This is a genomic window from Caballeronia zhejiangensis, from assembly GCF_022879815.1.
Taxonomy (GTDB): domain Bacteria; phylum Pseudomonadota; class Gammaproteobacteria; order Burkholderiales; family Burkholderiaceae; genus Caballeronia; species Caballeronia zhejiangensis.
In genome coordinates, this window is the sequence record NZ_CP084285.1 from 59,954 (window position 1) to 82,898 (window position 22,945).

22 protein-coding genes are annotated in these 22,945 nt (G+C 62.0%); 12 read left to right on the forward strand and 10 right to left on the reverse strand.

Features of this window, described 5'->3' with window-relative positions:
- Positions 1-36 precede the first annotated feature (36 nt).
- Complete coding sequence (locus LDZ23_RS21350; protein ID WP_063231777.1) at positions 37-906, reverse strand: amidohydrolase family protein; 870 nt, start codon at positions 904-906, stop codon at positions 37-39.
- Between the two features lie 7 nt (positions 907-913).
- A complete protein-coding gene (locus tag LDZ23_RS21355) occupies positions 914-2,197 on the reverse strand; it encodes an MFS transporter (protein ID WP_008347969.1) in 1,284 nt (427 codons plus the stop codon).
- A gap of 126 nt (positions 2,198-2,323) precedes the next feature.
- Between LDZ23_RS21355 and LDZ23_RS21360 the strand changes: the two genes are divergently transcribed.
- The 4 genes from LDZ23_RS21360 to LDZ23_RS21375 all read left to right on the forward strand — a co-directional run bounded on the left by LDZ23_RS21360 (position 2,324) and on the right by LDZ23_RS21375 (position 6,467).
- Entirely contained in the window at positions 2,324-3,205 is an 882-nt protein-coding gene (locus tag LDZ23_RS21360) for a LysR family transcriptional regulator (RefSeq protein ID WP_008347970.1), read from the forward strand.
- Positions 3,206-3,234: 29 nt separating this feature from the next.
- Entirely contained in the window at positions 3,235-4,407 is a 1,173-nt protein-coding gene (locus LDZ23_RS21365) for an alpha/beta hydrolase (RefSeq protein WP_008347971.1), read from the forward strand.
- Between the two features lie 144 nt (positions 4,408-4,551).
- Entirely contained in the window at positions 4,552-5,748 is a 1,197-nt protein-coding gene (locus tag LDZ23_RS21370) for an acyltransferase family protein (RefSeq protein WP_008347972.1), read from the forward strand.
- Positions 5,749-5,762: 14 nt separating this feature from the next.
- Positions 5,763-6,467 (forward strand): class I SAM-dependent methyltransferase, encoded by a 705-nt coding sequence (locus tag LDZ23_RS21375; protein ID WP_008347973.1) that lies wholly within the window; start codon positions 5,763-5,765, stop codon positions 6,465-6,467.
- Here the strand turns inward: LDZ23_RS21375 and LDZ23_RS21380 are convergent.
- Both LDZ23_RS21380 and LDZ23_RS21385 read right to left on the reverse strand, forming a co-directional pair.
- Positions 6,452-7,759: an MATE family efflux transporter gene (locus tag LDZ23_RS21380; RefSeq protein WP_235366221.1), complete on the reverse strand. Its 1,308-nt coding sequence runs from the start codon at positions 7,757-7,759 to the stop codon at positions 6,452-6,454. The genes LDZ23_RS21375 and LDZ23_RS21380 overlap by 16 nt on opposite strands.
- A 357-nt stretch (positions 7,760-8,116) precedes the next feature.
- On the reverse strand, positions 8,117-9,490 hold the full coding sequence (locus tag LDZ23_RS21385) for a sigma-54 dependent transcriptional regulator (protein WP_008347976.1): 1,374 nt from the start codon (positions 9,488-9,490) through the stop codon (positions 8,117-8,119).
- A 407-nt stretch (positions 9,491-9,897) separates the two neighbouring features.
- Here LDZ23_RS21385 and LDZ23_RS21390 point away from each other — a divergent pair, with 407 nt between their 5' ends.
- Positions 9,898-10,809: a response regulator gene (locus LDZ23_RS21390; protein WP_033536196.1), complete on the forward strand. Its 912-nt coding sequence runs from the start codon at positions 9,898-9,900 to the stop codon at positions 10,807-10,809.
- A gap of 21 nt (positions 10,810-10,830) precedes the next feature.
- On the opposite strand, the gene LDZ23_RS21395 is transcribed toward LDZ23_RS21390, so the two are convergent.
- Complete coding sequence (locus tag LDZ23_RS21395) at positions 10,831-14,778, reverse strand: response regulator (protein WP_244808213.1); 3,948 nt, start codon at positions 14,776-14,778, stop codon at positions 10,831-10,833.
- Between the two features lie 474 nt (positions 14,779-15,252).
- Between LDZ23_RS21395 and LDZ23_RS21400 the strand changes: the two genes are divergently transcribed.
- Positions 15,253-15,426 (forward strand): DUF3563 family protein, encoded by a 174-nt coding sequence (locus LDZ23_RS21400; protein WP_235366224.1) that lies wholly within the window; start codon positions 15,253-15,255, stop codon positions 15,424-15,426.
- Between the two features lie 25 nt (positions 15,427-15,451).
- Positions 15,452-16,276, forward strand: a complete 825-nt coding sequence (locus tag LDZ23_RS21405) for an alpha/beta fold hydrolase (RefSeq protein WP_081851823.1) — start codon at positions 15,452-15,454, stop codon at positions 16,274-16,276.
- On the opposite strand, the gene LDZ23_RS21410 is transcribed toward LDZ23_RS21405, so the two are convergent.
- Both LDZ23_RS21410 and LDZ23_RS21415 read right to left on the reverse strand, forming a co-directional pair.
- A complete protein-coding gene (locus LDZ23_RS21410) occupies positions 16,277-16,924 on the reverse strand; it encodes a VC0807 family protein (RefSeq protein WP_008347981.1) in 648 nt (215 codons plus the stop codon).
- Between the two features lie 148 nt (positions 16,925-17,072).
- The gene (locus LDZ23_RS21415) at positions 17,073-17,384 is read right to left on the reverse strand and encodes a hypothetical protein (protein ID WP_008347982.1); all 312 of its coding nucleotides are present in this window, start codon (positions 17,382-17,384) and stop codon (positions 17,073-17,075) included.
- 222 nt (positions 17,385-17,606) lie between these two features.
- Here LDZ23_RS21415 and LDZ23_RS21420 point away from each other — a divergent pair, with 222 nt between their 5' ends.
- Together LDZ23_RS21420 and ppk2 are read left to right on the forward strand one after the other, a co-directional pair.
- Positions 17,607-17,828: an HP1242/YdcH family protein gene (locus tag LDZ23_RS21420; protein WP_008347983.1), complete on the forward strand. Its 222-nt coding sequence runs from the start codon at positions 17,607-17,609 to the stop codon at positions 17,826-17,828.
- A 52-nt stretch (positions 17,829-17,880) separates the two neighbouring features.
- Positions 17,881-18,972, forward strand: coding sequence for a polyphosphate kinase 2 (gene ppk2 / locus LDZ23_RS21425; protein WP_008347984.1), 1,092 nt, complete (start codon positions 17,881-17,883; stop codon positions 18,970-18,972).
- Here ppk2 and LDZ23_RS21430 read toward each other — a convergent pair.
- Positions 18,969-19,859 carry a LysR substrate-binding domain-containing protein gene (locus LDZ23_RS21430; protein ID WP_008347985.1) on the reverse strand — a complete coding sequence of 297 codons (891 nt, stop codon included), beginning with the start codon at positions 19,857-19,859 and terminating at the stop codon, positions 18,969-18,971. The genes ppk2 and LDZ23_RS21430 overlap by 4 nt on opposite strands.
- Before the next feature lie 82 nt (positions 19,860-19,941).
- On the opposite strand from LDZ23_RS21430, the gene LDZ23_RS21435 reads away from it, so the two are divergent.
- Positions 19,942-20,709 carry a sulfite exporter TauE/SafE family protein gene (locus LDZ23_RS21435; RefSeq protein ID WP_008347988.1) on the forward strand — a complete coding sequence of 256 codons (768 nt, stop codon included), beginning with the start codon at positions 19,942-19,944 and terminating at the stop codon, positions 20,707-20,709.
- A gap of 223 nt (positions 20,710-20,932) precedes the next feature.
- Here LDZ23_RS21435 and LDZ23_RS21440 read toward each other — a convergent pair whose 3' ends face one another.
- Positions 20,933-21,283 carry a hypothetical protein gene (locus tag LDZ23_RS21440; protein WP_235366225.1) on the reverse strand — a complete coding sequence of 117 codons (351 nt, stop codon included), beginning with the start codon at positions 21,281-21,283 and terminating at the stop codon, positions 20,933-20,935.
- A 30-nt stretch (positions 21,284-21,313) separates the two neighbouring features.
- Here LDZ23_RS21440 and LDZ23_RS21445 point away from each other — a divergent pair, with 30 nt between their 5' ends.
- Complete coding sequence (locus tag LDZ23_RS21445; protein WP_235366226.1) at positions 21,314-21,583, forward strand: hypothetical protein; 270 nt, start codon at positions 21,314-21,316, stop codon at positions 21,581-21,583.
- Positions 21,584-21,652: 69 nt separating this feature from the next.
- Here LDZ23_RS21445 and LDZ23_RS21450 read toward each other — a convergent pair whose 3' ends face one another.
- The gene (locus tag LDZ23_RS21450) at positions 21,653-21,856 is read right to left on the reverse strand and encodes a cold-shock protein (RefSeq protein ID WP_008347993.1); all 204 of its coding nucleotides are present in this window, start codon (positions 21,854-21,856) and stop codon (positions 21,653-21,655) included.
- A gap of 242 nt (positions 21,857-22,098) precedes the next feature.
- On the opposite strand from LDZ23_RS21450, the gene LDZ23_RS21455 reads away from it, so the two are divergent.
- Complete coding sequence (locus tag LDZ23_RS21455; RefSeq protein ID WP_008347995.1) at positions 22,099-22,887, forward strand: aldolase; 789 nt, start codon at positions 22,099-22,101, stop codon at positions 22,885-22,887.
- Positions 22,888-22,945: the final 58 nt, after the last annotated feature.

Consider the following 22,945-nt stretch of genomic DNA (forward strand, 5'->3'; position numbering starts at 1 on the left):
GCTAACGCGCGATGCGCTTCGGCGCTCGCACGAACGTCATTCGAAGCGGAACAGCGCACGCGCCGAATCGCGCAACACGATGGTACGCAGCGATGCGTCGGGAATCCAGCGGTCGAGCGCTTCGCGCGATGCGCCGTAGTCCATCAGGCTTTGATGTTGCGTGTGCGGCCAGTCGCTGCCCCACACGAGCCGCGCTGCGCCGAATGAATCGAGCAAGGCGGACGTGAGCGTCTGACCGAGCGACGTGCCGGTTTCGCCTTCCACGCTGCGGTAAGCCGCCGATAGCTTGACCCACACGCGGCCGCATTGCGCCGTCGTCAGCAGATAGCGAAAGCCCGGATCGTCGGCGCCAAATGCCGGATCGGGACGGCCGAAATGATCGATCACGATTGTGCAGGCTTGTTCGAGCAATGGCGCGATAAGCATCGGCAAGTCCACGGCATCGCGATGAATCTCGACGTGCCAGCCGAGCGCGTTGACGCGCTCGAATAACGCTCGCCAACGCGCTTCACGCAGATCGGGCAACGCAAGCCCGATCAGATTGAGCCGCATGCCGACGACGCCGAGTGCCGCGAGGCGATACAACTCCGCGTCGCTGATCGAAGGATCGATAACGGCCACACCGCGAAAGCGTTGCGGATAGTGCTGCAGCACATCGAGAAAAAACGAATTGTCGGTGCCGAGAAAACTCGGTTGCACGAGCACCGCATGAGAGACGCCGTTGGTGCGCAAGTGTTCCGCATAGGCATCGAGCGTTGCGTCGTAGTCGGGTGCGTGTCGACGATGCGGTGCCAGCGGCAGGCCGCGCACGAAGACATGCGCGTGACTGTCGATCGCTTCGATGGCGGCAGGCTTCGATTCGAGCCATTGCTCATCGCCGAGCGTGGAATGAAGTGAACGCGTCATGGAAAGTTCAGACATGCTTGGGCGAACGCTCGTTCGACGCAGCTTGACCAGGCACAACAGCAATGCGACGGCCTTTCGTTTCAGGCAAGAGCAACGCGGCCACGACGACGAGTCCATAGGCCGCGCCCGCGTCGATGCCGATTGCCTGTCCGATCGGCATCGAATTGCCCATGTGGCCGACGAGCACCGGAAACGCCGCCGACACGACGCGTCCGAAGTTGTAGCAGAAGCCGACGCCCGTACCGCGCACGCCTTGCGGATAGAGCTCGTTGAAGAGCGCGCCGAGCGTTGCGGGAATGCCCGCGGAGAACAGACCGAGCGGGAAGCTCAATACGAGCATGGCAATATCGCCGATGGGCAGGAACACATAGACGTTGACCGTGACCGCGCAACAGACAGCGAAGAGAATCACGTTCTTCCTGCGACCGATCTTGTCTTGCAGCCATGCACTGACAAAGCATCCGATGATGAATGCCGTAATCACGACAGCCAGATAGCCGCCCGTGCCGAGCACCGACAAATGCCGCTCGGTTTTCAGGTACGTGGGCAGCCATGTGGTAATGGCGTGATAGCCGCCGTGCGCGCCGAGGCCGATCAATCCGCCGACGATCGTCGTGCGCAGCACAGAAGGATGAAAGATTCCAGCGAGAATGGCGAGAGCGCTCTGACGTTGTGCATGTTCCTTTTCGGCAGGTTTCGATTCACGCGGCGGCTCTTCGATATTGCGGCGCATATAAATGACGAGCACAGCCGGAATGAGGCCGACGGCGAACAGCACGCGCCAGGCCCAGTCGGGTGATACCCATGAAAACACGATTGCATAGAGCAGAACCGCACCGGCCCAGCCAAAGCCCCATGCGCTTTGCACGATGCCCATAGCTTTGCCGCGATGTTTCGCGCGAATCGTTTCGCTCAACAATACTGCGCCCGCCGTCCATTCGCCGCCGAAGCCGAGTCCCTGAAGCGACTTGAGCACGAGCAACTGTTCGAAATTCTGCGCAAAGGCGCTGAGAAACGTGAAAAGCGAAAACCAGAGAACCGTGACTTGCAAGGCCTTGACGCGTCCGATTCGATCGGAAAGCACGCCCGCGAAGAGTCCGCCCAATGCGCCCGCGACGAGCGTCGCGCCGCCGATCAGACCGGCTTGTCCTTTTCCGATGCCCCATGTCGCGATGAGTGTCGGAATGACGAGACTGAATAACTGCGTATCGACGCCGTCGAGCGCCCAGCCTGCAAAGCATCCCCAAAGCGTGCGTCTTTCCGCCGTGGAAATTTCACGGTACCAATTCATCTCGCGTCTCCTGTGCTGGCCTCTGGCCGGCTCTTGTTCAATATGCCACTGAATTCTAAAAACGAATCGCGGCCGCGCATACTATGGATACGTTCATCTTTCATAGCATTTTGATATGCTCGCAAGATGGAGACGCGCAACCTCAAATACTTTCTCGCGGTAGTCGATGCAGGCAGCGTCACGCGCGCGGCCGAGGTACTCGATATTGCGCAACCCGCGTTGAGTCAGGCGCTTTCGCGCATGGAGCGCGATCTTGGCGTGAAGCTTTTCGAGCGCACGCGACGTGGCGCGCAATTGACTCCGGCGGGCGACGCAATCGTCGAAGACATTCGATTGAGCGTGGCGCGCATTGACGCGGCATCGCATCGTGCGCGTGAAATCGGTGCGCAGCGCGGCGGCCGCCTGACGATAGGCTTTGCATCGGCGGCACTTTTCAGCCTGTTGCCTCGCGCGATTGCGGCGCTGCGCGAAGAGGTGCCGAACGTCGAACTCATGCTGAGAGAAATGAGCAATGCGGAGCAGGCAAGCGCGTTGGAGAAAGGAACGATCGATATCGGCTTGCTGCATACGCCTGTTGCCGTGGGCGGGCGCATGCGCGAAAAGTTGATCGTGAGAGAGCGCTTGCTCGCGGTACTGCCGATGTCTTTTGTTATTGGCGACGATGGAAAAGTCGGTTTGAAGGAGTTATCCGATGCAGGCCTCGTCTGGTTTCCGAGCGATCAATTGCCGGTAGTTCGCGCGGGCATCCTCAGTGCTTTTCGTAAAGCGGGTTGCGAAGCCAACGTCGTGCAGGACGCGAATCGTTCTCTGACGGTATTGGCTTGCGTCGCGGCCGGATGCGGCGCATCGCTCCTGCCGCAATCCGTGACTGCGTTGCAGTTCGCCGGCGTGCGCTTCTGCGACGTGCGCGACGGCGATAACCTGCCACCATTCGAACTCAGCGCAATATGGCCGATGCGTTCCCGCCCGACGCTCGCGGATCGCTTCGCGGCCTTGCTCGAAGCATGAGCGCATGATCGCATCGCAAGGAGACACGCATGAATGAAACATCGAACGATCTGCCGCTACCGGACGGCATTCGCGCGCGCATGATCGACAATGGCAATGGCCTTTCGATGCATGTGCTCGAAGCCGGATTCGATATCCCCGGTCGGCCTTGCATCGTGCTCCTTCACGGCTTTCCCGAACTCGCTTATAGCTGGCGCAAGATCATGAAACCGCTTGCCGATGCGGGCTTTCATGTCGTCGCGCCGGATCAGCGCGGTTATGGGCGCACTATCGGCGGTATTGCTTCATTCGATACCGATCTCGAAGAGTTCACATTTCCGAATCTGGTCCGCGATGTACTGGGTCTCGTGTCGGCGCTGGGTTATCGCAGAGTCGCATCGGTTATCGGTCACGATTTCGGCTCGCCCGTTGCCGCGTGGTGTGCATTGATTCGTCCCGATGTATTCGCATCGGTCGTGATGATGAGCGCGCCTTTTGCGGGGCCGCCCGCATTCGCCTTCAATACCGCGAACGACGATGCAAGGCTCGCGCGCGTCGAGACGGCGCAATCGCTCATGGCCGAAGCGGTCGCCGGGCTCGCGTCGCTCGATCCGCCGCGCAAGCACTATCAATGGTATTACTCGGGCGCGCAGGCGAATGACGACATGTGGCACCCGCCGCAAGGACTCGCCGCGTTCTTGCGCGCGTATTACCACATGAAGAGCGCGGACTGGCCGGACAATGATCCGCATCCGCTCGCATCCGTTTCTGCCGATCAACTGGCTTTGCTGCCCACGTACTACGTAATGAACGCGGATGCGACGATGCCGCAAACCGTCGCCGAACATTCGCCCGACGCCGATCAAATCGCCGGATGTGCCTGGCTGTCCAACCGCGATTTGAACGTCTATGCGAGCGAATACGCGCGCACGGGATTTCAGGGTGGACTGAACTGGTATCGGTGCGGCACCGATCCGAGTCTTGCTGCTGCACTGCGGATGTGGTCGGGGCGCACTATCGACGTGCCGTCATGCTTTATCGCAGGCGCGAGCGACTGGGGCTATTACCAGCGGCCGGGCGATTTCGAAGCGATGCGCGTGCTGGCCTGCACCGATTTTCGCGCGACGCATCTGATCGAAGGCGCAGGACATTGGGTGCAGCAGGAGCAGCCGAGCACCGTCGTCAGCCGCATACTGCGGTTTCTCCGTCAGAATGCGCCATAGAAATGTATCCATACGTGTATGAAGTTTCTTGTTGTAAGAGTGTCATCTGAATGAGTTGTCCGGCGGAACTTCATTGAAATCGCGGCTGTCCACGAGCCTCGCGGCCTTTTTTGTAGGTCGGCATGAACCGCGAGGAGAGTATCGATGGATAAAGGACGTGTTGCCGCGCTCGACGCTGGCCGGGCGCTCGCGATCGTCGGGGTAGTCGCAGTACACCTGTCGTTTCAGTTTCCCAATCTGCCGGGCACCGTCACGCTCATTGCGCGCATGGGCCAATACGGCGTGCAGTTGTTCTTCGTGATCAGCGCGATCACGATCTTCATGACGCTCGAAGTGGATCACGCGCGCTGCGCGGATGCGCGTCATGTCACGTTGCGCTTCTATATCAAGCGTTTCTTTCGCATAGCGCCGATGTACTACGCGGCGATCGCGGTCTATGGACTCATCAGCTATGGCGCGACGCGCTCGGGCATCGAACGCGCATGGATTCTCGGCGCACATGGGCCGATGGACGTGCTGCTCAACCTGGTCTTTCTGCATGCGCTTTCGCCGACAGCGATCAATAACGTCGTGCCAGGCGGATGGTCGATCGGCGTGGAGATGCTGTTCTACCTGATTGCGCCACTTCTATTTTTTCTCGCGATGAATCGCGCGCGCCTCTTGCTGGCTACGGTGTTGTTGCTCGGCCTCTCGTATGCCGTGATGTCGATGGCCGATTGCAACGGCACGCTCGATTGCAATGTCGCCAATAACACGTTCAGCTATTTCTGGCCGCCCGTGCAGGGTCCGTGCTTCATCGTCGGCATGTGGGCGTGGTATGCATTTCGCTCGCATCTTCTCGGCGCGTCCGACGTGACGGCGCGCGTGTCTTTACTGTATTTTTCACTGGCGCTGGCTTTTGCGCTCACGACCGCAGCGCTCGGCGTGTGGCTCGACAAGGCGCATGCGCTCGCGCCCGTATTCGCGGCATGCAGCGCCGTGGCCTTTCTGCTCTTCGTGTGTTCACGTCATGCCCGCAAGCATCGCGATAACAAGCATGCCGTGCCGCGCATCACACTCGTTCGACGCGCCGCCGCCGCGCTCGGCCGCGAAAGTTATGGTATTTATCTCTGGCACTTCATCTGCGTCTACGTGACGTTTCATTTCTTCGATCGCTCATTCGGACAGAAGAATGGAGAGACGTCGCTCGCGTTGTTCGGCGCGACGCTGATCGCGGTGCTCGTCGTCTCTTATGCATTGTCGCGTGTGTCGGACCGGCTGATTCAAGGGCGTGCTACACGCTTGTCGAGACGCCTGCTCGCATCGGTCGATCGACGCTTTCATCTGACGCGCGACGCCTGATCGCGAGGATAAGCATGAGCGCAGAACGCCTGACGGAAAGCCGGCATGGCTCGGCTTTCCCGCTGTCAAAGTACACGCGCGCGTTCATTCGATTCGCTCGCAAGCGGGGTGGCGTAGTGCTGGATATCGGCGCAGGTTATGGAACCGCGTCCCTGCCTACGTTAAGCAAACGCACGCGCGTGATCGCGAACGACATTTCCCGGGCGCAACTGGAGCAAATCCGGCAGGCTGCACCGGCCGCGTACGTCAGTAATCTCGTCTTGCTGGAAGGCGCGTTCCCGCACTACGAACTCGAAGCCTCTTCTCTCGACGTGATTCTCGCGTCTCACGTACTCCATTTCCTCGCGCCCGATGATTTCCGCACGGGCGTCGCCCGGCTATTCGATTGGCTCAAACCCAACGGCAAGGCATTCGTGCTGTGCTTCACGCCGTATCATCGTTTCATGGCGAAGATGATTTCCGACTACGAGCGGGCGATCGTATCGGGCAATGCATGGCCAGGATTGACGGAGGACTCGGATCGCTATGCACTCGCGCCAAAGCTATTGCCCGCGACAGTCAACCTCATGGACCCGACGATACTCGCCCGCGAATTCATGCTCGCGGGTTTTCGCATCGAGTGCGTGGAATTCACGCCGTGTCCTCGGGGCGTGAATCCGGAATACTTCCCTCTCGATGGCCGCGAGTGGGTCGGACTCGTTGCCTACAAAAGCGCCTGATTCGTCGTCGCTGGCGCGGGCAATTCGAACCGCCTTCCGCGCGTGCGATACAGCACGATGCTCAGAGCCAGCGTCGCAAGCTCGGTGATGGCGACGGTCATCCAGATGCCGCGCGGCCCGAACCATTCGGTCAGAAGCCAGAGCATCGACAAGAGCAGCAGCCAGCTTCGCAACAGGGCGACGATCATCGACGCGAGCGGCGCTTCGATGGCCGTCAGATAGCCGCTGATCGCTACGTTGATCGCGGCAGGCAGGAACGCGAGCGCGCACCACGGCAATGCGTCGCGCAGAAGCGCTTGTGCCGCAGGACTGTCGGGCACGAAGAGCGCCCCGAGCGGTTGCGCGAGCGCGAGGATCGCGAAAGCGGCGGCGAGTGCGAAGCCTGCCGTAACGATGACGCCGATCGAAAACGCGCGCGACACGGCATGCGCGTTGCCCGCGCCGCGCTGAAAGCTCACGATAGGCTGCATGCTCTGTACGAGCGCGACCATCATGACCGACGCGATCATCGTCATGTATTCCACGACTGCGAACGCAACGAGGCCGGTGTCGCCGAGCCAGCGCAATACAGCGTGATTGAACGCGAAGAGCGTGACGCTTGGCGCGATCTCGCCGAGAAACTCCGATGCCCCGTTATAAGCCATGCGCCATGCGTGATCGAGCCGCGTGAAAGCATGGGCAACAGGCCGAACGTGCCGGGCCTTGACGAAGTGGTAGGCGAGCATCGGCATGCAGGCGAGCGCCTGGCTGATGCCCGATGCGAGCGCCGCGCCACGCATGCCCCATTGCATGTGGCTCACCATCCACCATGTCAAGGCGACATCGGCGGTGCCGCCCGCGATCAGGCAGACGAGACCGAACTTCGCCGCGCCTTCGATTCGCAAGAACAGTTCGAGCGCATAACATGCGGTCGGAAACAGAACGAAAGGCGCATAGGCGTGCAGGAAGTCTTTCGCGAGCAGCGCAAGCTCGCCGCGCGCGCCCGTCCATTGCACGAAGGTATCGGCATAAAAATGGATCGCCATCGCGAATGTCACGCCGCATAGACCGAGCAGCCAGAGCGCCTGTGTGAATGCTTCGGCGGCATCGCGTTCGCGCTGCTCGCCGAGCAATCTCGAGACGAGCGTCGATCCGCCGACGCCGATCATCACGCTGAATGCGTAAGGCAGATAGAGCAACGGAACGAGCACATTCAACGCGGCAAGCGCATCTGGGCCGACATGGCGTCCGATGAAGATGCCGCTGATGACCGAGTGCATGCAGTACACCCATGCAGCTAGCACGGTGGGCACTGCATAGTTCGAAAATTGACGAATGAGAGAAGCGTTGTTATTGAAAGCCATGACTGACAACCAGACGTTACTCGCTAGGCACGCCCATAAGAATTCGCGACGCATCATGCGTGCGAATGAATGTTATGGCATGGCGCATTAGCGCAGAATGAGCGCGCCGAAGATACGCAGGCGGGCCGCAAATGATTGAAACGAGACTGCGTAGCGCGGGAGCGCTACGAGAGGAACTGCGACGTGCGTGAGGTACGAATGCGGTGTGAATGCCGCTTCACGCTTTCATGACGCCGTGATTGGAGCGGCGAAGGCGAATGAAGGTTCCTTATTGCCCTTTTAAGCGAATCATGATTCGCGCACCGGTCAGCCGCCTGATGCCTCCAGCGGCCTGTCGGCCTTGGCGCGCAAGCCATAGGCAGTCAACATGCGATACAGCGTGACGCGCGAGATGCCCAGTTCGTCCGCCGCTTCGCCGAGACGTCCGCGATGACGTAACAACGCCACGTCGATAGCCTGTCGCTCGGCTGCTTCGCGCGCTTGTGCGAGCGTCATCGGCGCGGCTTCCGCATATTCGCCCAGTTCGAGATCGCTGGCGAGAATCTGCCTTCCTTCCGACATGACGATTGCGCGACGCACGCGATTGATCAACTCGCGCACATTGCCGGGCCAGCCATAGTTATGCAGCGCTGCAATCGCGCACGGCGCGAAGCCGCGAAGCCGCCGGCTCGCGTCTTTTCTGAAGCGATCGAGCATGTGATTCGCAAGCAGTTCGATATCCTTGCCGCGCACGCGCAGCGGCGGCTCGTCGATCTGCAATACGCACAGGCGATGGTACAAGTCCGCGCGGAAGCGTCCTTCGAGCATGGCCGTCTGCATGTCGACGTGCGTCGCCGAAATGATGCGTACATCGACGTCCGTCGAACCTTGTCCGCCGAGACGCTCGATCTTGCGCTCCTGAAGAAAGCGCAGCAGACTCGCCTGACTTTCGAGCGGCAGATCGCCGATTTCATCGAGAAAGAGCGTGCCGCCGTCGGCCGCTTCAACGCGACCAATCTTGCGTTGATTGGCGCCGGTAAATGCGCCGCGCTCATAACCGAAGAGTTCCGACTGCAACAGATGCGCGGGAATCGCGCCGCAGTTGATCGCGACGAAAGGCCGCTCGCGCCGCACGGATCGCTCGTGAATCGCAACAGCGGTGAGTTCCTTGCCCGTGCCCGATTCGCCGGAGATGAAGACGGGCGCATCGGTCATCGCGACTTTTCGAATCGAGCGATAAAGCGCCTGCATTGCATCGCAGGAACCGACCATGCTGCCTTCCTTGCATTCGTCCTTGCGCGGATCGTTGCTCGCGGCATCGTGCAGCGAAACCATGCCGTATGCGTGTCCCACTGCATCGACGATTCGATCGGCGGTGGACGGCACGGTCACATAATCGAAACAAAAATCGCGAATGAGGCGGCAGATATCGGGGTTATCGACATGCTCGGCGTCGACCGTCGCGACCCAGCCGATCTGATAACTTGCGAGCATCGCGGTGAGCGCGGCCGCGTCCTGTGCAAAACCGCGACTGGTGAGATCGACGATACCCGCCGCTGCGCGTTTGCCGTGTTTGGCGGACTTGGGCGGCTTGGCCGGGTCGATGCGCTCGACGGTCCAGCCACGAGCGCACAAACGCTCGGAGACATCGTCCGATAATGCGCGGCCCACGAAGTAGAGCGTTCTGGCTTCCCCGTACATGGCTTTTTCCCGGCTTTTATAGATATTGCGGCAAGTATGCGCCCTGAGGTCGCAATGTAAAAAGCCTCGCAAACGATAAGCCGTTTTTGAATGTTTACATTGATCGGCGGATTCGATTAAAAACGTCATAGCATTTTTTGCGGGACGCCCGTGCGAAAACCTGCGGAACGAACGTGCTTTATCCGGCCGTGCCCTAAATGACACGGACGGGCGCGCACGGAGCGCTCGGAACAAGTTACTTATTCACTTATGAATATGTCCATGCACGAAAGTATTTGCGGAACAGAAATCTGCGAGCACTGAAATATCAGATAATTAATACCTCCACGCATATCAATTTGCGGCGCACGCATTGCGGGCGTAGAGTTCATAAAGGTGCATCTCGTCTGATGAATGACCGTTCGAATATGGATAAAGCAGAGAACTCCACCTCAACGTACCAGCCGCGTTTACTTCTCGTCGACGACGACCCGGCGATGATTCGCATCATCGGGGACATGCTCGCGGAGTTCCCCAACCAGCGCTTTGCCACCACTGGCGAAGCGGCACTCGCGCTGGCGCGCGAGTCGACGCCGGATCTGATCCTTCTCGACGCCAATCTGCCCAACATGACGGGCTTCGATGTCTGCGAAATCCTCAAGCGCGATGCGAAGCTCGCGCGCGTGCCGGTGATATTCGTCACCAGTCACGACGCGCCCGCGCTCGAAGTCGACGCCTTCAACATCGGCGCGGCGGATTACGTCATCAAACCGCTGGTCGCGCCGCGCCTGCAGGCACGTGTGCGGGCACAGCTTCGTCTGCGGCATCGCGTGATGGAGGCGCAGGCGCGTCGGCACGAGCAGGGTAAAGCGGCGGCGTCGAAACCTACGGGCGTGCGCGTGCTCGGCATCCTCGGGGACGACACGATCGAGGCGCATCGGCATGCGCTCGAAGGCATCGGCGCACTCGATCTCGCGAAGGATTGCAATGCCGCGCTAGGTCTTGCGCAAAGCAAGGAGCCGGATGCGATCGTGCTGGATGCGCGTTGTTGCGATAACCCTTGCGCGGCGGTGCGCGCATTGTTGTCGGAACTGGCCCACGTACCGATCGTCGTGCTGGCCGATGCGCGCGATGTCGAAACGGAGCAATGCACGCTCGATGCGGGCGCGGCGGATGTCATTGCAAAGCCGGCCAGGTCCGCCGTGTTGCAGGCGCGCGTGCAGGGCGCGCTGGCTTCTGCGCGCAAGGCGCGGGAAGAATTGCGCGCGATGCTGGACTCGGCATGCGGCGCGAACGTCCATCCGTTTCCGGTGTATGTTCGCGATGCAAATGGCCGCTAACGTCTAGCGTTCTCGTTCGGCTCAAACCTGTTCGAGCATATCGCGCGCGATCTCCGATGCGCGCGCGAATTCGAGTGCGCGCACGCACGCGAGAAACTGCTCGAAGTGCTCGCGATACGCGCTCGGCGCATAAGGCGACAAGTTCTCGGATAGCGCGATCGCCTGCAGATTCGATGCATCGAGCAATTCGACGATAGCAGTGAGGCGTGCGCGCCAGTCGTAGTCTTGCAGCGGTGAAACGTTGGAAGTGTTCCGTGCAGGCGATCGGGGCCGACCGAATTCATCGACGAGTTGCGCCACGCTCGATGCAAGCAACTGCTGCATGCGCGGCAACGCCACGCGCGCAGCTTCCAGAAGATGCGCGTCCTTCTCGAGCGTGCTCGCGAGCCGCGCGAGCGCAGCAGCGCCGATCGTGGCCGCGCTGCCTTTGATCGCATGCAGCATCGCCGCGGCGCCGCGCACGTCGTGCGCCGCGAGCGCCGAGGCGAGCATCGCGAGTTGCTTGCCAGTCTGCGCGTCGAGGCCGTCGATCGCCTTGCGGATCAGATCGACGTTGCCGCCGAAACGCGCGACGATCGAATCACGCGGCTCGATGATAGATTCGATATCGGCATTCGCGTGATGTGCATCCGGCGCTTGCAGCGTGCGTTCGGTGTGCGCGCGCAGCACCGCGACCAGCCGCTCCACATCGATTGGCTTGCCTACATGTTCGTTCATGCCGGCCGCTATGCACGCATCGCGATCCGCGCCCGATGCATTGGCCGTCATCGCGATGACGGGCAGCGCGGCGAAGCGGCCGTCCGCGCGAATGAGGCGTGTCGCTTCGAGTCCATCGAGATCGGGCATCTGCACGTCCATGAGCACCGCGTCGAAGCAGGCGTTTGCTGCGATGACCCGATCGACGCCTTCACGGCCGCTTTGCGCAAGCGTGACGGATGCGCCTTCAGCGAGCAGCACGCCTTCGGCAACCTGGCGGTTGAGCGCATTGTCTTCGACGACGAGCAACGCGAGTCCCGCAAGGCGGCGCGCTTTCATTGTCGGCAGCGGCGTGACGGGCCGCGTCGTTTCGGTGTCGCGAGGCAGCGCGGCACGGATTGCCGCCGCGAGTTGCTTCGGCGTCACGGGCTTCGTCAGGAAGCCGGCGAAAGGCGCGTCGCCGCCTTCCTGCGACTCCTTCAACACCTCGCGGCCGAATGCCGTGACGAGCAGCACGAGAGGCGGCGCAGCGCGGCCTTTCATCGCGTGAATCTGCCTGGCGGCGTTGAGCCCGTCGAGTTCCGGCATGCGCCAGTCGAGGAGGGCGATGTCGTAGGGCGCATCGTTCAGCGCAGCTTCGCCGATGCGTTCGACCGCTTCGCGTCCGCTCGTCACGATGTCCGCGCGCCAGCCGAGCGAGCGCACCGTGCGCGCCATGATCTCGCCTGCGATCGCGTTGTCATCGGCGATGAGAATGCGCGCGCCATGTTCGAGGTTCGCGCTTTCGTCATGCGTCAACGCGCTCGCCGTTTCGACGCCAAGCGTGATGTCGAACCAGAAGCGGCTGCCTTCGCCCACACGGCTTTCGACTTCGAGCTGCCCGCCCATCATCGCGACAAGCCGCTTGCTGATGACGAGCCCAAGGCCCGAGCCGCCGTAACGGCGCGAAGTCGATGCCTCCGCCTGCGTGAAGCCCTCAAAGATGCGTTCGAGCTGTGCCTCGCTGATGCCGATGCCGCTATCGCTGACCGTGATACGCAAGCGCACCGCATCGCCGGATGCATCGGGCGAATCGTCGAGCCGATGCACGCTCACGACGATCTGCCCCGCCGACGTGAACTTGAGCGCATTGCCCGCGAGATTGATCAGCACTTGCTGAAGGCGGAAGCTATCGCCGACGAGCACAGTCGGCACGGACGGATCGAGATCGAACAGCACTTCGACATCCTTCGCGCCCTGGTTGCCCGAGAGCACGATGCCGAGCTCTTCCATCAGTTTTTCCGGCTCGAACGGATGGCTGTCGAGCTGCAGCTTGCCCGCTTCGATCTTCGAATAATCGAGAATATCGTTGAGCAAATTCAGCAACGATCTGGCCGCGGTTTCCGCCTTGCTCACATAGTCCTGCTGGCGCGCATTGAGCGCCGTCAGCTGCACGAGATGCAACATGCCGAGCACCGCGTTCATCGGAGTGCGGATTTCGTGGCTCATGTTCGCGAGGAACGAAGACTTCGCCGCGCTCGCGGCATCCGCCTGCTCCTTCGCATTGCGCAGATGGAACTCCAGTTCGTACTGGTCGGTGACGTCGTAGTTCACGCCGGTCATCACGACGGGCGTGCCATTCGCGTTGCGCTGCGTGCGCAGCCCGCTCTGGATGCGCCGCGTCGTCCCGTCTGGCAGGACGATCCGGAACGGCTGCAAGGTCTCGATCTCTCCTGCAGCGGCCGCGCGCAGGTTCGCCATGATCGCGTCGTGATCCTCGGGATGTATGCGCAGGCGCCAGTGCTCGAAGTGCAGCCCGTTATCGAGCATCTCCGGCGGATAGTGATAAATCTCGAACATGCGCGCGTTCCAGTGCAGCTTGTCCGTCACCAGATCCCACGACCAGATGCCCAGTTCGGCAATGTCGGCAGCCAGAAGCAACTGGTCGCGCGCGTGCGCCAGTTCGCTGCGTTCCTTCCGCTGCCTGGAGATATCCGTAATTACAGATACAAAATGCAAAGCGCCATCGAGACGCATCGCGCCCGTCGATACATGCGCAGGAAACGACGTGCCGTCCTTGCGCTGTCCGGCGAGTTCGCAGTCGGCCGTCGCGACGCCGCTTTCCCCCTTGAATTGCATTATGTATTCGTTGTACAAATCCAGATGGGGCGGCGGCACCAGCATCCGGATGTTTTGCCCGATGACTTCGCTCGCCTTATAGCCGAATACCTTTTCGCCGGCCGAATTGAAGGAGCGGACCGCGCCGCGCTCGTCCACGGTGATGATCGGGCTGATCGCGGTGTCGAGGACGGTTTGAGTCGTCGCGAGGCTTCGAGCGAGCGCCTGCTCGATGTGGGTGCGCGCCGTGACCTGACGCACGAGCCGTGCGCCGAACATCGCGATGACGAGCGCGAGCACGGTCGTGACGGAGGCGTGCCAGAGCGTGTCGCGCCACCACGGGCCGAGGATTTCATCTTCCGAAAGTGCTGCGGCGACGAAGAGCGGATAGTCCTGCAATTCCCGCAGGCTGTTCAGACGCGTGACGTGATCCTGCGACGATTTAGTCGTGAACACGCCCGAGCGGCCGTCCAGATGCGAGCGATAAAGCGCCGTGTCGCTCACGTTCTTGCCGACGAAACGATCCTCGAAAGGGCGGCGCACGATCATCGTGCCCGAGTTCAGCACGAGAACCGCCGCGCCCGACTGGCCGAGATCGAGGCTGTCGTAGAAGCGCGAAAAGAAATCGATGTCGATGGTCGCGAGCGCGACGCCCGCGAAGCTTCCATCGGGCGCGTCGATGCGGCGCGATACCGGCACGATCCACTTTCCCGTCGAACGGCTCTTGACCGGCGGCCCGATGTGCGAGCCCTGATCGGTATGCGTGCGGTGATATTCGAAGTACTCGCGGTCCGAGTTATTGAATCGCGAGTCGAGCTTCGCCTGCGAATTGACGATCCACGCGCCGTCCTTGTCGAAGATGAAGAGCCCGTTCAATTGCGGCAACTGCTGCACGCGTGACACGAGCGAGCGGTGCAGGCGCGCGAGGTCGGCCGGCGACGTGCCGTCCTCCTCGACGCGCTCCACCATGCCGATGAGCGTCGTATCGGCTTCCTTGAACGCGTCGTTCGCGTGCTGCGCCATCGCGCGCGCGAGGTTGGACGTCGCCGTCGTCATCTCGTCGATCTGCGCGCGGCGTGCGGCGACGCTGCGCCAGAGATCGGTGCCGATGAGGAGCACGCAGACGACGCCGATGAACACCGTCATCCTGAAAGTGAGCGAGTGGCGACTGTGCAAGCCGTTTGCCTCCGAATGAGCGATTGCGGGACGCAAAGATCGAACGCTGCCGTATCTTATCGCGCCATCCGAAGCGGGCCGGTCTACGGGCAGGCGCGCCGGGCGAAGCGCCTTTCGCGGCAATCAGCCGTATTAACGGCGCGGCGGCGCGAAAGCTTGATCCCATGCGAAGGGAATATTTTCGCGGCCTTTTCCGTATCTCACGCAAGGAGTCGCTTCCGACGAGGTTCGGCGACGTGTTCGACGTCCGCCGTCTTTCCGAAGACGAAGCGTTGGCTCGCGCCCGACACCCGCGTCGGCCTGCGCGCGGCTGATTTCGCCCCGAGCCTTGACTGGCAAGGCATCGGCGAAACTGGCACGGTCGCTGCATTGCATCGACACCCGCCGCCTCAGCGACTCTCCGATTCATCCGTCTTGCACGTTCGCTCAGCCGGCATTTCATGGAAGGTCTCGTTGGTGCAAGTGGAGCGAATCATGTTGGGATACCTAATCAATGTCGGAAAGGACTTCATGCTGCCGCATCTGATCTGCTGGACCGGGATGCTGCTGGAACGTGCGGAGCATAGCCGCCGCGACGCCTATCTCGGATCGTGCGCGGATATCGGCGAGCTCGAACGCCGTATGCGCGCGTGCGACGGCGACGCCTGATCACTCACGAAAGCGAGAACGAACGATGATGGATTCGAACGACGAACACACCGCCGCAGCGGTCATCGCGCTGCACTGCTCGGGCGCGGGCGCGAATCAATGGCGCCAGCTCGGCGAAACGCTCGACGCACTCAACGCGGATCACGCGCGCTACACGTTGATGGCGCCGGAGCACTATGGTTGCGACAGCGTCGGACCGTGGAGCGGCGAGCGCGCCTTCACGCTCGCGGACGAAGCAGCCCGCACGATCGACATCATCGATCGTCAGCGCGGCAAGGTGCATCTCGTCGGACATTCGTATGGCGGCGGCGTCGCGTTGCGCGCCGCGCTGGAACGGCCGCACGGCGTCGCGAGCATCACGCTTTACGAGCCGTCGGCGTTTCATCTGCTGAAGAGCATGGGCGCGCGCGGTGCGACTGAATTCGCCGAGATTCTCGCGATCGCGGCGCGCACGGCGGAGGGCGTCGTCGCCGGCGATCTGCGCGGCGCGGCGCGTTCCTTCGTCGATTATTGGGGCGGACATGGCGCATGGTCGGCGTTGCGGCCGTCCGTACAGGCGATGCTCACGCGCTGGGTGCCGAAAGCGCCGCTCGATTTTCGCGCGCTGATTCACGAGCCGACGCCGGCGAGCGCGTATGCGAAGCTGCGCATTCCCACGCTCGTCATGCGCGGCGAGCACGCGCCCGCGCCGACGCGCCTGATCGCGGAAACCTTGCCCGATCTGATGCCGGCGGCGAAGCTGATCGTCGTGCCGGATGCGGGACACATGGGGCCGCTCACGCATGCCTGTGCGGTGAACGCGGCGATCGCGGATCACATCGCGATGGCGACGTGCGCGCCGCTGGCCTAGCTAGCCGAGCAGACCGTCGCGCGACGACGCGCTTTCTCCCTGACGCTCGATGAGCCGCGCGCGGAACCAAAACGTCCACGCGAGCAATCCGCCGTAGATCACGTAGCTCACGACCGGCGAGACAACCAGATAACGCTCGACCGGCCACGTCCACGCGAACCAGAAGCGCAGCACGGTCTCGAGCGAGAGCCCGACACCCCACACGAGCGTCATCAGCCGCAACGACATGCGCAGCGAAGCGCTCTCGCTCCAGTACGCCTCGAAACGTTTCGCACCGTCTTCCTGCTCGCGAGTGACGGTCGCGCGGGCGAGATAGAAGACGAGCGGGCGCTCGAAAAACAGCGAGATCAGAAAAACGATGCCCGTTGCGCCCGCCGCGAGCGATTCGCGCACGAGCAGGATGCGCGGGCTGCCGCCCATCGCGAGCATGACGATCGATAGCGCGATGCCGAAGAGCACGAGCGCGGAAAGCGCATCCACGCGGCGCGAGCGCGCGAATTCGGCGACGCTCCACATGAGCGGCGGCGCGGCCGATGCATACAGCGCGCCGACATCGCCCCAGTAAGGCAGCGCGAGCCGGTACGCAAGCCACGGAAGCAGCAGGTTAGCGACGAGTTCGAGCACGAGACCGGGTTTGATCTTTTTCATGGACTCAGGAATGTGCGCTTTGAATGGCAATGCCTGAGCCAAGTATAAGAGATCGACAATGCGCGGCCGTGCGAACGCGCGCGCCGGTTCGCTGGGAAGGGCTCGGGCCGCTCCCGATCCAACGAGCGGCCCGACGCGCACATGGCGCCTACTTTCTCGGGGGCGCGCCCGCGGCGGCGGGCGTTCCGGGCACGGCGCCGTTTGCCGTATTGCCCGCGTTGGGGTTGTAGTTCGAGTTCGCGTTGTAGTTCGGCGTCGTCGTATTCGCGTTCGGCGTGTTCGGCGTCGCCGGCTTCAGGGGCTTCGGCTGCAGTGTCTGGTTGATGACGCCCATCTGGCCCATCTTCTTCGCGGCTTGGCTGTCCGCGCTGGCCGCCGTGGCGAAGCACAAGCCAGCAGCGCCGGCGATCAACGCAATGTGCAGGGCGCGTCCCTGCGCGCAATTGCGGCTTTTCTTCATGTCGGCCTCCTTGGCTCACGCCGGCCGCGCGGATGCCCGGCCGGCGACATCATTCTGTGCAAGGACGATACCCGGGCGAAAGAGGGTTTTGCCTAGGTGCTTGCAAATGCAATCCGCGGCGGTCTGACACAGCATCGCTTGATATTTGTCTAAGAAAAGGCCCTCTCTGGTCGGTAATATGTACTTCGAATTGCTAATTGTTTATCAACCGGAGGATCAAGCATGTTTCCCGAATATCGCGATCTCATCTCGCGCCTGAAGACCGAAGACGGCCACTTCTCGCGGCTCTTCGAGCGCCACAACGAACTCGATCATCAGATCCACAACATGGAGACCGGTGTCACGCCTGCGGATGGCTTCGCTATCGAATCGCTGAAAAAAGAAAAGCTGCTGCTGAAGGACAAGCTCTACACGGTCTTGCGAAAGGCGCACGAAGCCGCCTGAAGACAAAACGACGTGAGAGACAGAGACTCCGAGCAACAACATCGAGGAAGGAATGAAGTTGATATCGCCAGGTAACACTGCCGAATCGAGCGACGGCGGCGTCGCGGCGCGAACGAAGCCGCCGTCCATCGAACAGGAAGAAACGGGCCGCGCGGTCGAAGCGGCGCATGACCTGCTGACGAGCAGCCTGGACGACATACTGAAGCGCTTCGACGCGCGAGACGGCGCACAAGCTGAATCGCTGGTCGATACCGTCCGAACCTTGATCGGCGGTATGTCGCCGGATGAAGTATCGGCGTTGCGCGCCCATCTTTTCGATGGCGACGCGATGCTGCGGGCCGCCAACGGCACGCCTGATCCCGACGACGAACTGTCGCCGTCGTGGAGAGATGGCGGCTATCCGTATCGGAACCTGATGTCGCGGCGCGCGTATGAGAAGCAGAAGTATCGCCTTCAGGTGGAGCTGCTGAAGTTGCAGGCGTGGGTGCGCGACACGGGTCAGCGCGTCGTCATCCTCTTCGAAGGGCGCGACGCGGCGGGCAAGGGTGGCACCATCAAGCGCTTCATGGAGCATCTGAATCCGCGCGGCGCGCGCGTCGTCGCACTGGAAAAGCCGTCCGAGCGCGAGCGCGGTCAATGGTATTTCCAGCGCTATGTCGAACACTTGCCGACGGCGGGCGAAATCGTGCTCTTCGACCGCTCGTGGTACAACCGCGCGGGCGTCGAGCGCGTGATGGGCTTCTGCTCGCCGCGCGAATACGAAGACTTCATGCAGCAGGTGCCCGCGTTCGAACGGCATCTTTCGCAGAGCGGCACGCACGTCATCAAGCTGTGGTTCTCCGTGAGCCGCGCCGAGCAGCGCCGACGCTTCAAGGAGCGCGAGATTCATCCGCTGAAGCAATGGAAGCTGAGTCCGGTCGATCTCGCGTCGCTCGACAAGTGGGATGCGTACACCGACGCCAAGGAAGCCATGTTCGCGCATACCGATAGCGCGGACACGCCCTGGACCGTCGTACGCTCCGATTGCAAGAAGCGCGCGCGCCTCAACGCGATGCGCTATGTGTTGCACAAGCTGCCCTACGCGAATCGCGATCTCAAAGCGATCGGCGCGGTCGATCCGTTTATCGTCGGGCGTCCGTTCTAGCTTGCGGTTGCGCCGTCCATCAACGTTTCGGCGAGCAAACGCGCGTGCGGCGTGAGCGCGCGGAAGTCGCGGGCACACAGATGCAGACGGCGTGTCGCCCACGGCTCCGATAGCGGCACGACCGCAAGCGTCGGCCGCTCCAGCATCCGCGCCGATGCCTCGGACAGAATCGCGAGTCCGATGCCCGATTCGACGAGCATCCCGACGTTGTCGATACTGCGCATGCGGATTCGGTAGGCAATCTGGCGGCCAAGTCGCGAGGCGCGCTCCGCAAGATGCAATTCGAGCGCGGCATCCGACAGCCCGACGAATGCCTCGCCGACGATTTCCGCGAACGCCACCTCGCTTTCTCCCGCAATCCGATGCGCGCGATTCGCCACGACCACGAGTCGATCCTTCGCGAGCAGATGCGTCTCCAATTGTCCAAGATCGGTCGTGTCCGAGACGACGCCGAGATCCGCGCGCCTCTCCGCGAGCGCCTGCACGATCTCCACACTCGGGCGTTCGTCGAGATCGATCGAAAGATCGGGATAGGCGACGAGAAAACGCGAGAGTCTCGGCGGCAGGAAGGCGGCCAGCGCCGCCGTGTTGGACATCAGCCGGATGCGGCCTTTGAGGCCGGTTGCGAACGAGCGCAGCTCGCCGCGCATCTGCTCGACCTGGCCGAGAATCGCGCGCGCGTGGCGCACGAAGGCATCGCCGGCGGCGGTCGCCTGCACGCCGCGGCGGTTGCGCTCGAGCAGCGGCGCGCCAAGCGCGGCCTCCATGCCCGCGATGCGCTCGCTCGCCGAGGCCAGCGCGAGGTGCATCGCCTGAGCGCCCGCCGTGATGCTGCCGCGCTCGACCACGGTCAGGAAAAGCCGCATGTCGGTCAGATCGAAACGCATCGCGCTTCCTTCGGATTGGCCGAAGCCTCGCATTGGAAATGCCAGATTGTAAGGGGACGGCCGCGTCGCTAGCATCTGTCGCATGGAACCCTTCATTGTCGTTATCGGCGCCGGTTTTCTTGCGGGCGCGATGAATGCGCTGGCCGGCGGCGGCTCGTTCGTGAGCCTCCCCGCGATGATCGCCGCCGGCTTGCCACCGGTTCAGGCGAACGCTTCGAGCACCGTCGCGCTGTTTCCGGGCGGTGTCGTGAGCGCGTGGGCCTATCGCGATGGGCTCGGTCCGGTCGGCTCGGTGTCGATCCGCAAGATGCTCGTGACGACGCTCGCCGGCGGGCTCGTCGGCGCAGTCTTGTTGCTGTCCACGTCGTCGCGGACGTTTTCGTTCGTGCTGCCGTGGCTGCTTCTGTGCGCGAGCTTCACGCTTGCGTTCGGCCGCAAGTTGGGGGAGATGTTGCGGCGGCGCTGGCATATCGGCGCGGCGGCGGTGCTGTCGATCCAGTTCGCGCTCGGCGTGTATGGCGGGTATTTCGGCGGCGCGGTCGGCATCATGATGATGGCCGTCTGGGGCCTGCTCGATTCGCGCGACCTGAAGAGCCTTAACGCGCCGCGCACGTTGCTCGTGAGCGCGGCCAACTCGGTGGCCGTGCTGACGTTCGCGGCGGCGCAGGCAGTGCGCTGGCCGGAGACGATCGCGATGCTGCTCGCGGCGATCGCCGGCGGGTATGGCGGCGCGCAGATCGGCCGGCGCGCGCCGCCGCAGTGGGTTCGCGCGGGCACCTTGATCGTCAGCGCCGGTATCACGATTGCATTTTTCGTAAAGACCTACGGGCCGATGCTCTCGCATCGATGATCGAGTGCGTCGACGTTCAGGGAGACCGACATGATTCCCGCCTTGCTTGAGACTATCGGGGCGCTATCGCTGCTCGTAAGCATCGCGGCGAAGGTCGTCCTGCTGCACGGATCGCGCGAGGAAGACGAGCCCGAAACGCCGAAATCCGCACCGATCAGGCGCGCGCGAATCGGATGTTTTCGCTCGAGAATCCGCGACGAAACACATCGCGCCCGTATGCCGCTCAGTGCGCGTTGCGTTCGATTGGCGGCAGGCCGAGCGGCTTTCTCGCGGACTCGTAGGCACGGATGAAGCGCGGATCGTCGTCGAGTTCGCGCGCCATCCACTTGGACAGATCCGCGCCGCAAGCCGGGTCGGCGATGTCGCGGAAGCACGGCGAATTCGCCGGCATCATGCTGGCGGCCCAGTAGAAGCCGAAGAGCGCCTGCTTTTCAGCTGGGTCCATGGCGATGGCCTGGGGATCGGCGCCCGAAAGCCAGCGATCGAGCCTGGCAGACAAGGACGCTTCGGTTTCGCGGCTATCGTAGGAAAACACGTAACCGCCGCCCGCCTGCGCGGTGCGAAAGTCGTTCATCACAACCTCCGAGACGAAACGCGCGGCATTTTGATTCGCCGCGAACGATTGCGCGCGCGCATCGCAAGTCAGGAACCAAACGAAGACGAGCAATGCTTTTGTTTTGTGCCGAACCAGCGGACGGCATTTTTTCCGATTGCTTGCCGAGTTCACGTGAATCAGAGGAAAGAATTTCGCATTACCGTCAATGAGAACGGCGCTGCAAATACAGTATTTATTCTACTGATTTATTCAAAGGACATGCGCGCCGAGGTCAGTTTGCGCTGGCGCGAAAATCCCGACCATCCGGTAGATAAATAATCTCCGCGTGCACCAATGCAAAAACGGCCCATACGGGCCGTTTCGTGCCTGAGGCGCCAGCGTTGAAACTTACAGCGGCTGGATCGTCGAAGCTTGCTTGCCCTTCGGGCCTTGCTTGACTTCGAAGCTCACCTTTTGATTCTCCTGGAGAGACTTGAAACCCTTGGACTGGATTTCGGAGAAATGTGCAAACAAGTCTTCACCGCCGTCGTCCGGCGTGATGAAGCCAAAACCCTTTGCATCGTTGAACCACTTCACAGTACCTGTTGCCATTTTTCCAAACCCTATTGAGACGAATTACGTTGAAGATGCGCTTCGAATTTCGAGCGGCATAGAGTTTTACCATGCCACAAGTCGGAGTTCAAATAAGCGTTTCTGCTAAGAGACATGACATACACGCGTCATACTCCGCGCTCAGGCGCCGGTCGCGCTGATTTTTTTTGTCGGACATAATGCGCGCGTCCTTTCGATTATCCTCGCCTTCACGGTCACGCAAACGACAAAGGCAAGCTCATATGGCACATACGCTTTCCAGCGGCGCACCGCGCGCCGCGTCCGCTTCCGCACGGCTCGACGCGCCCGGGATCGCCGAAGCGCGCCGGCAGCTTGCAGCCTGCTTCCGGCTGGCGGCGCTGAACGGGTTCGAAGAGGGCGTCTGCAATCATTTTTCCGCGATGGTTCCAGGGCATGACGATCTGTTCTTCGTGAACCCCTACGGCTATGCGTTCGGCGAGATCACGGCGTCGCGTCTGCTGATCTGCGATTTCGACGGCAATGTAATCGACGGCGAAGGCGAGCCCGAAGCGACCGCATTCTACATTCACGCACGCGTGCACAAGCTGATGCCGCGCGTGAAGGCGGCTTTTCATACGCATATGCCGAACGCGACCGCACTGTGCCTGCTCGACGGCCCGCCGCTTCTGTGGCTCGGGCAGACGTCGCTGAAGTTCTACGGCCGCACGGCGGTCGACGAGGACTACAACGGTCTCGCACTCGACAACGCGGAAGGCGATCGCATCGCGCGCACGATGGGCGACGCCGATATCCTGTTCCTCAAGAATCACGGCGTGATGGTTGCAGGCGCAACTATCGCGGAGGCTTGGGACGATCTCTACTATCTGGAGCGCGCGGCCGAAGTGCAATTGCGCGCGATGAGCGCGAACCGGCCGCTCAAGCCGGTGCCGCACGAGATCGCGCAGCGCACGTACGAACAGATGCGCGCGGGCGATGCCGAAAGCGCGCGGGCGCATCTCGCGAGTGGCATGCGCCAGTTGCGCGCGCGAGGCATCGATTTCGAGGCGTGATGACTCCTTCGCGTCGAAGCGCCTGAACCAGCCGCGTTTGCCCATGTCGGTCTGCTGC

Excerpts from the sequence above, each read along its gene's own strand:
- LDZ23_RS21440 (WP_235366225.1), bottom strand. The coding sequence starts at position 21,283 with ATGAACGACTTTCGCACCGCGCAGGCGGGCGGCGGTTACGTGTTTTCC.
- LDZ23_RS21450 (WP_008347993.1), bottom strand. The coding sequence starts at position 21,856 with ATGGCAACAGGTACTGTGAAGTGGTTCAACGATGCAAAGGGTTTTGGC.
- LDZ23_RS21405 (WP_081851823.1), top strand. The coding sequence starts at position 15,452 with ATGATGGATTCGAACGACGAACACACCGCCGCAGCGGTCATCGCGCTG.
- LDZ23_RS21350 (WP_063231777.1), bottom strand. The coding sequence starts at position 906 with ATGACGCGTTCACTTCATTCCACGCTCGGCGATGAGCAATGGCTCGAA.
- LDZ23_RS21375 (WP_008347973.1), top strand. The coding sequence starts at position 5,763 with ATGAGCGCAGAACGCCTGACGGAAAGCCGGCATGGCTCGGCTTTCCCG.
- LDZ23_RS21390 (WP_033536196.1), top strand. The coding sequence starts at position 9,898 with ATGGATAAAGCAGAGAACTCCACCTCAACGTACCAGCCGCGTTTACTT.
- ppk2 (WP_008347984.1), top strand. The coding sequence starts at position 17,881 with ATGAAGTTGATATCGCCAGGTAACACTGCCGAATCGAGCGACGGCGGC.
- LDZ23_RS21430 (WP_008347985.1), bottom strand. The coding sequence starts at position 19,859 with ATGCGTTTCGATCTGACCGACATGCGGCTTTTCCTGACCGTGGTCGAG.
- LDZ23_RS21365 (WP_008347971.1), top strand. The coding sequence starts at position 3,235 with ATGAATGAAACATCGAACGATCTGCCGCTACCGGACGGCATTCGCGCG.
- LDZ23_RS21385 (WP_008347976.1), bottom strand. The coding sequence starts at position 9,490 with ATGTACGGGGAAGCCAGAACGCTCTACTTCGTGGGCCGCGCATTATCG.
- LDZ23_RS21420 (WP_008347983.1), top strand. The coding sequence starts at position 17,607 with ATGTTTCCCGAATATCGCGATCTCATCTCGCGCCTGAAGACCGAAGAC.
- LDZ23_RS21355 (WP_008347969.1), bottom strand. The coding sequence starts at position 2,197 with ATGAATTGGTACCGTGAAATTTCCACGGCGGAAAGACGCACGCTTTGG.
- LDZ23_RS21435 (WP_008347988.1), top strand. The coding sequence starts at position 19,942 with ATGGAACCCTTCATTGTCGTTATCGGCGCCGGTTTTCTTGCGGGCGCG.
- LDZ23_RS21370 (WP_008347972.1), top strand. The coding sequence starts at position 4,552 with ATGGATAAAGGACGTGTTGCCGCGCTCGACGCTGGCCGGGCGCTCGCG.
- LDZ23_RS21360 (WP_008347970.1), top strand. The coding sequence starts at position 2,324 with ATGGAGACGCGCAACCTCAAATACTTTCTCGCGGTAGTCGATGCAGGC.
- LDZ23_RS21410 (WP_008347981.1), bottom strand. The coding sequence starts at position 16,924 with ATGAAAAAGATCAAACCCGGTCTCGTGCTCGAACTCGTCGCTAACCTG.
- LDZ23_RS21455 (WP_008347995.1), top strand. The coding sequence starts at position 22,099 with ATGGCACATACGCTTTCCAGCGGCGCACCGCGCGCCGCGTCCGCTTCC.
- LDZ23_RS21400 (WP_235366224.1), top strand. The coding sequence starts at position 15,253 with ATGTTGGGATACCTAATCAATGTCGGAAAGGACTTCATGCTGCCGCAT.
- LDZ23_RS21415 (WP_008347982.1), bottom strand. The coding sequence starts at position 17,384 with ATGAAGAAAAGCCGCAATTGCGCGCAGGGACGCGCCCTGCACATTGCG.